The 14,475-nt window shown below is 64.0% G+C and carries 10 protein-coding genes; 3 read left to right on the top strand and 7 right to left on the bottom strand.

What is annotated here, in order from left to right; all coding sequences use genetic code 11:
* The first annotated feature begins 149 nt into the window (after positions 1 to 149).
* Positions 150 to 1,634 (top strand): S10 family peptidase, encoded by a 1,485-nt coding sequence (locus G473_RS0108545; protein ID WP_210163257.1) that lies wholly within the window; start codon positions 150 to 152, stop codon positions 1,632 to 1,634.
* Positions 1,631 to 2,968 carry an APC family permease gene (locus tag G473_RS0108540; protein ID WP_029012754.1) on the top strand — a complete coding sequence of 446 codons (1,338 nt, stop codon included), beginning with the start codon at positions 1,631 to 1,633 and terminating at the stop codon, positions 2,966 to 2,968. The genes G473_RS0108545 and G473_RS0108540 overlap by 4 nt, the downstream gene beginning before the upstream one ends.
* A 167-nt stretch (positions 2,969 to 3,135) precedes the next feature.
* Here the strand turns inward: G473_RS0108540 and G473_RS0108535 are convergent, their stop codons facing one another.
* Positions 3,136 to 3,771 carry a LysE/ArgO family amino acid transporter gene (locus G473_RS0108535; protein ID WP_210163256.1) on the bottom strand — a complete coding sequence of 212 codons (636 nt, stop codon included), beginning with the start codon at positions 3,769 to 3,771 and terminating at the stop codon, positions 3,136 to 3,138.
* A 74-nt stretch (positions 3,772 to 3,845) separates the two neighbouring features.
* Here G473_RS0108535 and G473_RS0108530 point away from each other — a divergent pair, with 74 nt between their 5' ends.
* Positions 3,846 to 4,742 (top strand): LysR family transcriptional regulator ArgP, encoded by an 897-nt coding sequence (locus tag G473_RS0108530; RefSeq protein ID WP_029012752.1) that lies wholly within the window; start codon positions 3,846 to 3,848, stop codon positions 4,740 to 4,742.
* Between the two features lie 27 nt (positions 4,743 to 4,769).
* Here the strand turns inward: G473_RS0108530 and G473_RS25880 are convergent, their stop codons facing one another.
* The 6 genes from G473_RS25880 to G473_RS0108500 all read right to left on the bottom strand — a co-directional run bounded on the left by G473_RS25880 (position 4,770) and on the right by G473_RS0108500 (position 14,452).
* Positions 4,770 to 6,890: an amidohydrolase family protein gene (locus tag G473_RS25880; RefSeq protein WP_051330041.1), complete on the bottom strand. Its 2,121-nt coding sequence runs from the start codon at positions 6,888 to 6,890 to the stop codon at positions 4,770 to 4,772.
* The gene (locus tag G473_RS0108520; RefSeq protein ID WP_029012751.1) at positions 6,887 to 7,852 is read right to left on the bottom strand and encodes an ornithine cyclodeaminase family protein; all 966 of its coding nucleotides are present in this window, start codon (positions 7,850 to 7,852) and stop codon (positions 6,887 to 6,889) included. Before G473_RS0108520 ends, G473_RS25880 begins: the two co-directional genes overlap by 4 nt.
* Positions 7,853 to 7,855: 3 nt before the next feature.
* Positions 7,856 to 9,136: an aminotransferase class V-fold PLP-dependent enzyme gene (locus G473_RS0108515; RefSeq protein ID WP_084437790.1), complete on the bottom strand. Its 1,281-nt coding sequence runs from the start codon at positions 9,134 to 9,136 to the stop codon at positions 7,856 to 7,858.
* A gap of 46 nt (positions 9,137 to 9,182) precedes the next feature.
* Entirely contained in the window at positions 9,183 to 12,167 is a 2,985-nt protein-coding gene (locus tag G473_RS0108510) for a TonB-dependent receptor domain-containing protein (protein WP_029012749.1), read from the bottom strand.
* Between the two features lie 210 nt (positions 12,168 to 12,377).
* Positions 12,378 to 13,529, bottom strand: a complete 1,152-nt coding sequence (locus tag G473_RS25875) for a pyridoxal phosphate-dependent aminotransferase (RefSeq protein WP_051330040.1) — start codon at positions 13,527 to 13,529, stop codon at positions 12,378 to 12,380.
* A gap of 170 nt (positions 13,530 to 13,699) precedes the next feature.
* On the bottom strand, positions 13,700 to 14,452 hold the full coding sequence (locus G473_RS0108500) for a sulfite exporter TauE/SafE family protein (protein WP_245580013.1): 753 nt from the start codon (positions 14,450 to 14,452) through the stop codon (positions 13,700 to 13,702).
* Positions 14,453 to 14,475: the final 23 nt, after the last annotated feature.

The raw sequence follows: 14,475 nt of genomic DNA, 5'->3' as shown, positions 1-14,475 counted from the left end.
AGAATGAGACCGTTGGACATTCTTTCCCTTCCTGTCGGGCCTGACCGGCGAACTGGCATAAAAACTTCACGAACTGCCGGAAAGCGGCAACAATTATCCCTGCGAACTGCCCTATGGTGCCGCCTGCTGGATCGGGATGGAGGGTGGCGGTGGCAAGGCGGATGCAAGGCATGCTGGCGGGGATCGCCACAGGGATCGCCCTTGCCCTGACGGCCCCCGCCGGGGCGGAACTTTCCCAACCCGTCACCAGCACACATCACCTGACGGCCGGCGGCAAAAGCTTGTCGATCATGGCAGAGGTGGGCACCGTACCCGTCGGCCACCAGCCGGGGAAGCCGGATGCCACGGCGGGCTATATCGCCTACCGTCTGCGGGCGAAGGCGCCCAAGGACAGGCCGGTCCTGTTCATCTTCAATGGCGGGCCGGGTTCTGCTTCCTCCCTGCTGCATATGGGCGCGTTCGGCCCGATGCGGGTGACCGTGCCGCAAGACCCCACGGCCCCGGTGCCGGATGCCGGCGCTCTGGTGGCGAATGACGCGCTGCTGCTGGATATTGCCGATCTGGTCTTCATCGACCCGCCGGGCACCGGTTTTTCCCGCATCCAGGACGGGGCCGATCCGGCATTTTATAGTTCCGCTGCTGGTGACGCAGAAGCCAATGCCCAATTGGTGCGGGCCTGGCTGGTGAATAATGGCCGGGCCGATGCACCGGCCTATCTGCTGGGTGAGAGCTATGGCACCATCCGCGCTGCCGCCATGGTGGACCCGCTGCGCCAGGGCCAGCCCGCCATCCGCCTGAAGGGTGTGATGCTGCTGGGTCAGGCACTGAACATGGTGGAAACCGCGCAGCGACCGGACAATATCCTCTCATACACCGTCTCCCTGCCGACGCTGGCCGCCATCGCCTGCTATCACGGCAAGGCAACACCCCGCGCTTGCGACCCGGACAGGATCGCGGATGAAGCGGCAAGTTTCGCCAAGACCGACTATCTGGCCGCCCTGGTTCAAGGCCGTGACCTGGGCGAGGCGGAAAAAGCCCGCATCGCCGATCGGCTGGAGGCCCTTACCGGCATTTCCGCTGATTTCTACCGCGCCCATGACCTGCGCATCAGCAAGGAGCGGTTCCGGGTGGAGTTGCTGCGGGCGGAAGGCAAGGTGATCGGCCGTTACGATGCGCGCTATACCGCGCCGCGTCCCGCCGATGCCGGGCCGACGGTGGGACCGGATGCCTTCACGCCCGTTTCCAACCTCTATGGCAAGGCCATCCAAACCTATCTGGCCGACAGGCTGAAAGTGCCCGATGCCGCGGATTACCGCGTGCTGGTCCGGCCCACGGGGGAATGGGATTATGGCGGCGCCCCCTCCCCCTTCACCGACTGGCCCTTCATGGCACCGGTGGAGGCGGCGATGCGCGATGACCCGGAGTTCCGCCTGTTTGTCGGCACCGGCCTTTATGACCTGACCACCACCATCGGCGCTGCCGATTATCTGCGCGCCCAATCCACAGGCCCTGCCGACCGCATGATGTTCACCCGCTATGCGGCGGGCCATGTCGCCTATTCCGATGATGCCAGTTGGCGTCAATTCCTGGCGGATGTCCGCCATTTCCTGACCGCGCCCAAGGACAAACCATGACCAGCCCAAGCCCCACCCCGGAGGCGGCCGATGCCGGCCTGCGCAAAAGCCTGGACCTTGGCGGCGTCGTGGCGCTGGGCCTGGGCAGTGCGGTTGGCGTTTCCATCTTCTCCGCCCTGGCCCCGGCCTCGGCCCTGGCCGGCCCCGGCATGCTGATATCGGTGCTGATCGCCGGCGTGCCGATGTTTCTGATCGCCATTTCCTACGCCTTCCTTGGCTCCACCGTGGCGGTGTCGGGCGCGTCTTATGAATGGCCGGCACGCTTCATCCATCCCACGCTGGGCTTTTTCATCACCTGGCTGCGCATCGTCGCCAATATGGGGGCCATGGTCGTGCTGGCGCTGGTGCTGGTGCGCTATGCTTCCATGATCATCCCGCTGCCGACCAAGCCGACCATGTTCGTGCTGTTCGCGCTGGCCCTGCTGTCCAACCTGTTCGGCGTGCATATCGCGTCGCGGGTGCAGAAGGTGCTGATGACGCTGCTGGTCCTGCTGTTCCTGGTCTTTATCGGCTGGGGCGCGACGACGGAAATGGACCTGTCGCGCATTGCCCCCATCGCCCCCCATGGCTGGCTGGCCGTGGTGACGGCAGCCCCCCTGCTGGCCGGCCTGTTCTTCGGGATCGAGGCGGCGACGGAGGCCGGGGACGAGGTGTCGAACAGCCGGCGCACCATCCCGCTGGGCATTGCCCTGTCCATCGGGTCCGCCACCATCCTGTATCTGGCCGTCGCCATTGTGGCTTTGGGTGTACTGGGCGGTGACGGGCTGGCGGGCAGCGATGCGCCGATCCTGGATGCCGCAACCCAATTCATGGGTCCGGTCGCCAAGCCGTTGATCGTGGTGGCGGCGGTGGCCGCCTGCGGCAAGTCGCTGAATGCGCTGTTCACCCTGTTCAGCCGCTCCCTTTTCGCCATGGCGCGGGCGGGCGTGCTGCCCTCGGCGCTGGCCAAGGTGCATCCGCAATGGAAGACGCCCTATATGGCGCTGCTGACCGTCTTTGCCATGGGCTGTGTCGGCCTGCTGCTGCCGATGGAACTGACCTTCCTGTTCCTGGCCGTGAACATCCCCAACCTGTGCAAATATGGCTGCATCTGCATCGCGGCGGCACGGGTAACCCGCCATCACCCCGACCTGTATGACCGCGCCGGCTTCAAACTGGCCAAGAAACATCAGATTGCCATCGCCTTTACCGGCGCGGCCTCGGCCCTGGTGCTGATCATCGCCGGGTTCGAGGCGGACTGGCGGCCCTATGGCCTGCTGGTCTGCTGGGGGGCTGTAGGGGCCGTCTATTACATCGTGAAGCGGATGCGCACACGGGCAGCCATCACCCCATAGAGTTTGCCAGGGTTAGGTTGAATCAACCTACACCGTCACCCCGGCGCAGGCCGGGGTCCAGCTTCGTAGAGCAACGCGCTTGTGACCCTGGACCCCGGCCTGCGCCGGGGTGACGGGAGTGCGAACCATTTTCGATTCTACTTAAAATCAAATACGTTACCAAACCGTCAGGCCGGTTCCTGTAAAAATGCGCGCAGCAGCAGGGAACCGGCCAGCACCAGCATGGTCACCCCCACCAGCCCATCCAGCACCCGCCACGCGACAGGCCGGGCGAACAGTGGCGCCAAGATCCGGGCGCCATATCCCAGGGATGTGAACCACAGAAAACTGGCCGCGATGGCACCGGCCACAAAGAAGGGCCGGACATCTGCCGGCTGCGCCGCCCCCGCCGTGCCCATCAACAGCACCGTGTCCAGATAGACATGCGGGTTCAGCAAGGTGAAACCCACGGCCGCCGCCAGGGCGCGGCCCAGGGTCAGGCCCTCGCCCGCCTGGACGATCATCGCATCACTGACGGTGACACGGCGCAGCGCCTTTACCCCATACCAGCCCAGAAAGGCCGCCCCGCCCAGGGTCAAGGCCAGGGTCAGCACCGGCAACGCCCCCAGCATCGTGCCGATGCCAGCCACGCCGGCACTGATCAACAGCGCATCAGCCGCCGCACAGAACAGGACAATCGGCCCCACATGTTCCCGCCGCAGCCCCTGGCGCAGCACGAACAGGTTCTGCGCCCCGATGGCGATGATCAGGGCGGCGGACAGGGCAAAACCGGTGAGGAAGGGGGTGGGGTCGAAGATCATCATGGGTGCAGGCGTAGCGTCCGCCCCAACTTCAGTAAAACTTGTTTTTCTAAGGCTGGTGAAGCAATGCTTAATCCATGCTGGATTACGCTTCCCTCTCCGCCCTTGCCGCCGTGATCCGGGAGGGCAGTTTTGACCGTGCCGCTGCCCGGCTGGGCATCACCCCGTCCGCCATTTCCCAACGGGTGCGCGGGCTGGAGGAACGGCTGGGCACAATCCTGGTTGTGCGCGGCCAGCCCTGCGCCCCCACCGATACCGGTCGCGCGCTCTGCACCCATGTCGATAAGGTGGAATTGCTGGAAGCCGATCTGGCGCCCATCCTGTCACCCCAGGGGCTAGGGGCCAGCGCCATCCCCACGCTGAAAATCGCCGTCAATGCCGATAGTCTGGCGACGTGGTTTCCCGCCGCCGCCGCCCGTTTCGCGGAAGCCACCGGCCTGTTGCTGGATTTGACCCTGGATGATGAAGGCCATACAGCCGACCGGTTGCGCGCCGGGGAAGTGCTGGCCGCCGTAACGGCGGACCCGGAGCCGGTGCAAGGCTGCAAAACCATGCTGCTGGGGGAATTGCGCTATGCCGCCTGCGCCAGCCCGGCTTTCATGGCGCGGTATTTCAGCAATGGGGTCAGCGCCGACACGCTGGCCACTGCCCCCTGTCTGCGGTTTGACCGGCGCGACGGGCTGCAGGCGCGCTGGGCGATGGCCGCGTATGGCATCGCCTTGACAGCACCCGCCCATTGGGTGCCCTCCACCCAAGGCTTTCTCGACCTGGCCCTGGCGGGTCTGGGCTGGGGCATGCAGCCTGTATCCATGGCCCATTCCCATATCCAGGATGGCCGGCTGGTGGAACTGCCGCCCGGCCAGACCATAGGTGTCAAACTCTATTGGACCGCCACCCGCCTGCATGCAGGCGCCCTGCATGCCTTGACAGATGCCGTGCGCAGGGCCGCGCGCGACGGGCTGATACCCGCCTGACCGCGCCACCCCAGGCGGACAGCTTCCTCAATAGGCCGTATGCACCCCATATTCATGGGAATGGTCATGCGGGGCCGGCGGCTCCGCATCGGCGCGGCGGACAGGGTTGGCCGGCACCTGCACAGCGGGCGGTTCGGCAAAGGGCTTGATGCCAACCGCGTCCAGGATTTCAGACGGGTAATAGATCGCCCCATCCTTCACCACCATCCGGATGCGGCGGATGCTACCCAGTTCTTCCAGCGGATTGCCATCCACCAGGAAGAAATCGGCCAGCTTGTCCTTGGCAATGGAGCCAAGCTGCTGGTCCTGGTGCATATATTCCGCCGGCCCCAGGGTGGCCAGCCGCAGCACATCCGCCGTGGGGATGCCGGCCTTGGCGTACAGCTCCAACTCCCGATGGACGGAAAGGCCGGTGCCATCATCTGTGCCGGGCAGCAGCCGGATGCCATTGTCGTGGAACAGCTTCAACACTTCCAGCACCTTGGCGAAACCGCCCTGATAGGCGGCATCATCCTCCGGTCCCTTTACCGGGGCAATCAACTGCATGCGGCGGCGCTTCATGCCGATGGGCAGATGGTCGATATAATCGGCCACGCAGGGGCAGGCCACGCCATTGCGGCTCAGCATCAACAGTTCCAGCGTCACGGCGGTCGGGTCATGGGCGATGCCCTTTTCCTTCATCGCCTTCAGGGTCCGCTGCACCTTCTCGCTGCCAAGGTCCAAGCCCGCCGTGCGGGTCATGGCCGTCAGGCGCAGCGGCGTGCGCGTATCTTCCTCCGGTGACAGCACCCAGCCCAGCATCACCTGATTGATATGGGTGACCTCATCATAGCCGGCGGCAATCATGGCATCGGCATTGGTGAAGGCCGGGATATGGCCGGTCACACCCAGCCCCAGCGCCTTCGCTTCCCGGGAAATAGCGGGCACCCAGGCCGGGTTCATGGAATTATAGATCTTGATCTGCCAATAGCCGTGGGCGGCGTACCAGCGCACGGCATCCACAGCAGCCGCCTCGCTATCCGCGACAATGCCGTTGCGGGCGGAATAAGGGCTGCGCCCTTCCAGGAAACCGTTGCGGACAATGCGCGGGCCGACCACCTCGCCATGTTCGATCCGTTCCGTCAGGTTCAGCAGGAAGTCGTTGCTGTTGCCCATGTCACGGACGCTGGTGACACCGGCAGCGATATAAAGCAGGGAGGATTGCAGGCTGACATGGGCGTGCATGTCATGCAGGCCGGGCATCAGCGTGCCGCCACCGCCATCAACAATCACCTCCCCTTCCGTCGCCGGGCTGTCCGCCGGCTGGATGGAGGCAATGCGGTTACGGAAATTGACGACAGAAACCGGGGCCGACAGGGTACCGCTTTCCGGCTGATACAGGCGGACATTGCGGATGCGCACCGGCTGATCATAGCGGTGGGCCAGCTTCTTCTGCAGATCGACATAGCGGTGCGCCTCGATCCGTTCCGCCGCCTGGCGCAGCGTTTCTGCCGCCTCTTCAAACCCTTCGCGCACCGTGACGCCGGTGGCGGAAATTTCGGCAAACAGGCTGCCATCCTTATCCAGCAGGATGATCGCCGGCTCCAGGTCGATGCCCTTGATCAGATAGGCATCATAGGGCTTCGCCTTGCCGCCCTTCTGCGGCACGTCCACCGTGCCGGCCTTTTCCAGCGCCAGTTCCCCCGATGGCAAGGCCGGGATGCGGCCATCCTTGTCCTTCAACAAGGCACGGGCATATAGGCCCAGCGCCCACGGGCTGGCCGCCTGCCCGATATAGAGATGCGGTTCCTTCAACGCCGCCGTGCCGGCCCCCATGGAATCTTTCCAGGTGGCGGTGTTGCCATCCAGGCGGAACCGTTCTTCCACCGCACTGCCGAAGGTGGCGGTGCCATCCAGCGCCCAGCTTTTCGGCAGCCCGTCGCGGCCCAGTTCCAGCGTTTCCGCCATGGTGGGCCCGCGACCATTATTCTTCACATCATAGCGGATGGCGACCTTGGCGCCGTCAATTTCCGCCTCCACGAAGCCGACCTTCTCCCCGCCGGAAATCACGCTCATCCGCTCTGTCTTGGCAAGGGCGGGAGAGGCCAGCACCAGACCGGCGATCATGGTGCCGGCCATCAGGCCGGCGCGCAGCAGGGAGAATGTCATCGGCGGGAAGCCCTTTGGTAAAGATGGGACGCGGCGGCCAGATCCTGCACGGCATGGCCCAGCGATTTGTAGGCGGTGATATCCTCGGGGGAGCGGCGGCCCGGCACCCGGCCCAACAGCACCTCCCCGATCTCGGCGGCGATATGGTCATCGCCGACCAGCCCCTGTTCCTTGGCAAGCAGGAATTCCGCCCCTGCCACCAGCACGGACGCGCGGCTATCGGCGATGTAGCGGCAGCGCTGCACCAGGGCTGCATCCACCTCCACCGGGCCGGGGGCCGATGATCCAACGATGTTCACATGCACCCCCGGCCGCAGCCAGTCACCAAACAGGATCGGCTGGGCCGACCCGGTGAGGGTGCAGATCACATCCGATGCGGCGACGGCGGCAGGCAGATCATCCACGCTTTCCGCCGCCAGCCCCAGATCAGCCTTCGCCTCTGTCGCCAAGGCCTGCGCCTTGGCCGGATCGCGGCCCCAGATCATCACCCGGTCGAAGGCGCGCACCAGCGGCAGGGCGCGCAGATGGGTACGCGCCTGCCCGCCCGTGCCCATCAGCAGCAGCGTCCGCGCATCGGGCCGGGCCAGTGCATCGGTTGCCACCGCCGTGGCGGCGGCGGTGCGGATATGGGTGATTTCTTCGGCATCCGCGACACAGACGGGGCGGCCCTGCTCCGGTTCAAACAGCACGACAAGGCCGCGATGGCGTCGCCGTCCCGGCTGGGCCGGATCGGCAAAGACGGAGATCAGCTTGGCGCCGAACATATCCTCATCGCCCAGCGACCCCGGCATCTGCGCGAAGGTCCGCCCCTCGCCCATATGGATCATGGTGCGGTTGAGCTGACGGGTGGTGCCCGCCGACAGGGCCTTCATGGCCTCACGCACCATGTCGATGCAGCCGGGATAATCCAGCCCCGCCTTTACGGCGGCGGCATCAATGACGATCAGGTCGCTGCGTTCCATCCCTCACCCCAAAGCATCGAGAAAGGCGTCGATATCATCCATGCTGTTATAGGCCGCCACCGACAGGCGGAACCGGTTGCGCGACAGCGATATTTTGACCTTGCGCGCCGCCAGCCGGTCCGACAATGCGCGCGCATCCTGATAGGCGCAGGCGACAAGCGGCGACGTGCTGTCCGGCGGGGTCAGCATCTGGTAACCGCGCTTGGGCAGTTCCCCCTTCAGCTTTTCAATCAGCGGCTGACGCGCCGCTTCGATCCGGTCGATGCCCAGATCCAGCAGATACTGCAGGGAATGTTTAAGCTGCGCGCCCACCGTATGGGCATGGGTGCCGATGGCGAACAGCCCGCCGGCATCATCGCTGGGCGCATAATCGGCAATGCTCTCCCCCGGCGGATCGAACGGGTAGAGATGGGTCTGGAACTGGTCCAACTGGTAATAGCCGAAGACAGAACGGGTCAGTTTAGGCTGCACATCCTTAGCGACATAGAGGAAGCCCAGGCCGAAATCCCCCATCAGCCATTTGTAGCTGGCGGTGGCGGCGAAATCGACGCCGCTGGCCTTCACATCAAAGGGCGTGCAGCCGGCGCTATGGATGATGTCGGCATAAACATAGGCGCCGACGGCGTGCGCCATCTCACAGATCCGCTTCAGGTCCGCCTGATAGCCGTTGATGGTGGAGGTGGATGACACCGCCACGAACAAGGTGCCCGGCGTGATCGCCGCCTTATAGTCCGATAACGGGATGCGCCCGTCCCGGTCCTTCAGCCACACTATGTCCAGCCCTTTGCGGGCCAGTTCCTGATAAAGATAGAAAGAACCGAAGAAATGCAGCGTATCGACCACGATACGCCCCTTGCGGTTGGCAAGGTCCAGAGCCTGGACGACCAGATTTTCACCCGTCGTCGTGCTTTGCACATAGGCCACTTCCGCCGGATCGGCATTGATCAGCCGGGCGAACAGGGCCTGAACATCCTCATCCAGCTTGCGGTCATAGGGATTGGTGCCATCCAGCGACCGGCTGTCCAGATAGCGTCCGATGGCCGCCTTGGCCCCTTTGGACATCGGATGCATGGTGCCCGCATCCAGATGGTGCAGGTCACCAACCGCAAATTCGTCACGCGCCGGCAGCCCGGCCCCGGCTGCGCGGGCGGAAGGGATCAAGTCAGCCGCCGCCGGCAATGCCAGGGCCGTGGCCAGGATACCGCGACGGGAAAGAAGGGGGGCGGAAATGGCGGCTCTCCTCAATCCTTGGAACAAATGATGCGGGGCCGGCAGGGCGGCCATCAGGCGTCTCCGCCTACAACCGCACCACCGGCCCCTCACCCTAACATCACCACATGCTGACCTTGGCGCCGAAGAAGAAGCTGCGGCCCACCACATCATACAGGCCCTGATAGGCGATGGGATAAGGCGGGTTCGTATCAAACACGTTGTTGATACCTGCGCGCAGCGACACCATCTCGTTGATCCGGTAGCTGCCCGACACGTCATGGCGGAAATAGCGGCCCACGCCCAGGATGTCGCGATCCTCGTAGGTGTAGGTCACATTGTTGACCGCGCTGCTGAGATAGTTGGTGGTCCAGACCAGGCTGAGATCACCATTATCGTAACCAACGCTGAAGCGGCCCTTCCATTTGGGGTTGGTATATTCCCCATTCTCCACATCCAGGTCATAGCCCAGACCGGACACCGAGGTTTCCAGCTTGTTGGTGTACTGGACCATGGCGTTCAGACGGATCGTGCCGGGAATGGCCTCCACGCCGACATCTTCCAGATCGAAGAAGTAATCGCCCGTCAGGGTCAGTGCTTCGAAATTGGTGAAGCCGGCATTGACGTAACCCAACTGCGCATCCACCACCTGGCCCGTGGCATCGCGGGTGATGCGACCGCAGATCAGCGAATCCGGGTTGGGCGCGTCATAGCAGGTGGAGAAGATGGCATCCAGATCGAAGGTCGTGATGGCGTCCTTGATCTTGATATCCACCCAGTCAGCCGTCAGCGTCAGATTGGGCACAAAGCCCGGCGTGATGACGGTGCCGACGGTCCAGCTATCGGCCACTTCCGGCTTCAGTTCCGGATCGCCACCATTGGTCACGGCGCGCGGCACGTTGGAGATCAGCGAGGTGAAACTCTGCCCGCTGGCCAGACCGATCTGCTGATAGAGCGCGGCGCAGTTGGCGCCACGGGCGGACGGGTTGTTGCCACCATTGACATAGCGGCTGTCGCACGGGTCCAGGCCCGACGCGCTGATGGTGGAGCGCGGCAGGAACAGTTCCAGCAGCGAGGGCGAACGGAAGGTACGGCTGTTGGAGCCGCGGACCATCAGATCGGACGTGACCTGCCAGCGCTCACCGATATTCCAGGCATTGTCCTTGCCGGTCAGCGAGTGATCGACATAACGGACGGAGCCTTCAACCTCGAAGCTGCGGACCAGCGGGATTTCCATGTCGCGGCTGACCACAGGGACCAGCAGCTCGCCATAGAATTCATCCGTGTTGTAGGAACCCTTGGCCGGGATCACCGGCACGTCACGGCCTACACCCAGCAGCGATGCCTCGTTGGGGCGGAAGTCGGACTTCTCGTAACGATGCTCGAACCCGATCGCCGCGCGAACCGCACCGCCCGGCAGGGAGAACAGGTCGCCGCCGACATTCAGCGTGCCCACGGCCTGATCCAGATCGTAATCCTGGCGGAAGATCGTGTTCACATAATCGCGCGCCTCATCGCTGGGCGCACCATAGCCGAACAGGTTCAGCGGCTTACAGCCAGCGATGTCGGGGTTGGTGGAACCCGGATTGGCGCGCGTCACCCGGCAAACGATGTTGCCGGAACCGTCGCGCACGGCATCAACCGCGTTGGCGAAACGGGTCTGGTTCACCTTCACCGTGCTGTAATGGCCGCCGGTATGACCATAGACGCCGCTGGCATTCCAGAAGAATTCCCGGTCGCCAACATCGAACGTGCCATCCAGCCCGACAACCGCGCGCTGGGTGCGGGTCTTGGAAACCGTCTGGGCATCATCGGGCAGCACATCATCCAGCGCGCGCGACAGGAAGAAGCTGTTACGACCGGCCGCCGCCAGTACGCTGCGTGCCTGATTGGTCAGGAAGGCATTTTCCGTCGTCACCAGCAGGGCCGCGGAAGAGCCGGTCTGCAAGGTGGTGTTGAACTCACCCTGGTTGGCCGGTTCCGTCGCATCAACCCAGGCGGCCGAACCTTCAAAGCTCAGCTTCACCCGCTCCGTCAGGTCATAATGACCATTGGCGTAAAGGACGTTGCGCTCCACCGGGGAGATCAGCGAGGTCACATTGCGGATGGCATAACCGTCCCCGCCCGAGGCGAAGGCCGGCGCATAGTAAGTGCCTGTATTGTAGGGAACGATATTGCCGGCGCCGTCGAACTGGGCGCGCACCATCTGGCCGGGATTGGCCGGATCGGGAATGGTCAGGCCGAAACGCGGCAGCGGTGCCGGTGCCGTGAAAATCACGCCATTGCGGTTGAACTCGCTGAGACGGTGATCTTCGATGGTGATGGATGCCGGAATGCCGTCACTGGGGCCGGTATTGGCCGGATTGGAAGCCGTGGCAATACCACGCCGGGTCGACGGGCGATCATTATAGACCAGCCCCTTTTCCTCCGACCGCTCAAAAGCGACGGTCAGGTTGCCGCGACCATTGGCAAAGTTGCTGCCGCCGATGGCGCTGACCCGGTAGGTCTGGCGGTCGCCCCGACCGGTGACGCCATACTGGGCGTCCACATCCAGACCCTCGAAATTGTCCTTGAGGATCAGGTTGACCACGCCGGCAATGGCGTCGGAACCATAGACGGAGGCACCGGTTGCCTGCACCGTCTCGATCCGCTGGATCATCGCGGCGGGGATATTGTTCAGGTCCACCTGCGCGCCCGGAGAGGCGGCGCTGGTGGAAAGCGGGTTGGAGGAGACGAAGCGCCGCCCGTTCACCAGGGTCAGCGTGCGCTGGGAACCCAGGTTGAACATGTTGATATAGTTGCGACCGACGCTGTTATCGCCCTGATCGCCGCGCGGCGTGTCGGAAATACCGATAGCCGGCATTTCATTGATGGCTTCCGCCACATTCTGGAAACCGCGCTGGTCCAGGATGGCACCATCCAGGGTCACCACCGGCTGCGATGTCGTCAGTTCCGGACGCGCCAGACGCGAACCGGTAACGACAATGGCTTCCAGTTCCACAACCTCGTCATTGGCCTGCGCCAAGGCGCCAACCGATGCGGCGCCGTTCAGCGCCAAGGTTGATATGCCGGCCATCAAGGCCAAACGATAGGTACGCTTCATCATCCTCAAGTCCCCCTTCACAAGCTCTTCCTGCTTTTGTGCAAAAGCCTCGGCGCCGGCTTTTGCCGGTCAGGATTCCATTCCCGTAAGGCTGTCATGGGGCCGGAGAAATTTTACGGTTTCTTTGCGCCCGCTTCCGGCCCCGTTGGTTCGTTTTGATGCCGGGACGGGGGCCCCGGCGGAAATTTTATGCGTCCCACATGGCAGGGTGGGTCAGGATCGTTCCTGGCGCAGCACCATATGCAGCCGCATCAGCCCGCGCGCCAACGCCACCGGATCCGCCCCGAAGCCGATACGCAGATGGCGCTCATCGCCAAACAGCGCGCCCGGTACGGCCAGCACAGCTTCCGCCTGCCACAGCCGTTCCACCAGCCGCGTCCCGCTCAGCGGTGCGGTCAGACGGGGGAAATAGATGCAGCCTTCCGGCGGGACATCGCCCTCCATCAACCCATCCGCACGCATCGCTTCCACATGGGACAGCAGCACGGGGCGGGTGCGGGCCAGGATGGCCTGCCAATGGGCATCAAAATCCCCGCTATTCTGCAGGATCAAGGCGGCGACCGCATGGGTCAGCTTGGCCACCCCGGGGTCACGATGGGCATGGTGGCGGCGCACCTGCTCCACAAGCGCGGGGTTGCCCGCGATCCAACCGCATTTCAGGCCAAACAGGCCGTAAATCTTGGTCAGGCTGTTGACGGTGACGATGTTGGGCGCCAGCGTCGCCGCACAGGCCTGGGGATCGGCAAAACCGCGATAGACCTCGTCAATAATGACGGTAGCCTGATAGCGGGCAGCCAGATCGGCAATCTGACGCAGCCGCGCATCCGGCAGCAGATGGCCGGAAGGGTTGTGCAGGTTGGTCAGCAGCAACAGCCGGGCGCCGGCGGCAAAGCCCTGCTCCAGTTCCGCCAGATCGAGGTCATAATCAGGATAGACCCGTTCGACAAAACGGATCTCCGCCCCGGCCTTGGCCGCCAGGATTGGCAGCACGTCGAAGCAAGGCCGTTCCACCAGTACCGTCTGGCCCGGCGCCACCAGCACATTCAGCAGCAGTTCCAGCCCATTGATGGCACCGGTCGTCGTCAGCAGCATGTCCGGGGACAAGCGATAACGGGCGGCCAGCGCTTCAATCAGCAGCGGGTTGCCCGACCCGAAGACGGAAACGAAGCTGCTGCCCAGCGGCCCTTCCAGCCCACCTTCCAGCAGGCCGGACAAAAGCCGCGTCGGCTCGGCAATGGAACTGTCGAACAGGGCCACCGCATCGGCCCGCCCCCGCAACCGGCGGATCGCGGCAACGGACCAGTCCGTATAGGTGCCAAGATCGGACAAGCCGGCGACGGATGCCCCACAAGATCGCAAAACCATGCCCTCCAATGACGATCGGGGCATCTTTCTGCGCCACCCCGCCTGATTGTTTTCAGGCTAGGGCTTGGGGCGGAATTAGTGTTGTCTCTCTTGCGTCCGCAGCAGGCCCTTGGGGAATGGAAAAACCGGCAATCGCCCTTCTGGCGGCATAACCACGCCGCCTGTTCCCGTCACCAAAGGGAACGGGACAGCATTTCCGCCCCCAGCAGCAACAGGCAAACCAGGAACCAGCGGCGGAACCGGGCCGGGCTGATCCGGCGGCGGATAAGTTGGCCCAAGGCCATACCCGCCAATGCCGGTAGCACCGCCAGACCCGACAGGAGCAAATCACTGGCCGGAAATGCCCCATGCAGGCCAAGTCCCGCCGCCAATGCCAGGGTGGAGACGGTGAAGGACAGACCCAGGGCCTGCACCAGATCATCCTTCTCCAAGCCCAAAGCCTGAAGATAAGGCACGGCGGGGATGACAAACACACCCGTGGCCCCGGCCAACAATCCCGTCACCAGCCCGACCAGGGGGGACAGAACCGGCTCCATCCCGCTTGGCACCCGCAGGGGCCGACCCAGAAGCGTGTAAGCGGCATAGGCGATCAACAAGGCACCCAATGCCAGGGTGGAGACATCGCCACGCCCCTGCGCCAGGAAGGCCGTACCGATCAGCGTGCCCAGCAGGATCGCCAGCATCATAGCCCACAGCCTTCGCACCAGCCCGGCAAAACGCGGTCCCGCCAGCAACTGCCAGACATTGGTGACAAAGGACGGCACCAGCAGCAGGCCCGCCGCCGCCAGCGGCGACAACAGCGCCCCCAGCACACCCATGGCCAGGGTGGGCAGGCCCATGCCAGTCACCCCCTTGACGATGCCGGCGGCCAGGAAGGTGGCGGTGATGATCAGAAGGGTGAGGATCGGATTGTCATTCATCATCCCCTATCCATCCATCTTGGCAG

It is taken from the genome of Niveispirillum irakense DSM 11586, from assembly GCF_000429645.1.
Lineage (GTDB): Bacteria > Pseudomonadota > Alphaproteobacteria > Azospirillales > Azospirillaceae > Niveispirillum > Niveispirillum irakense.
Note: the sequence above shows the minus strand (reverse complement) of the source record. Positions and strands in the feature narration are given on the sequence as shown.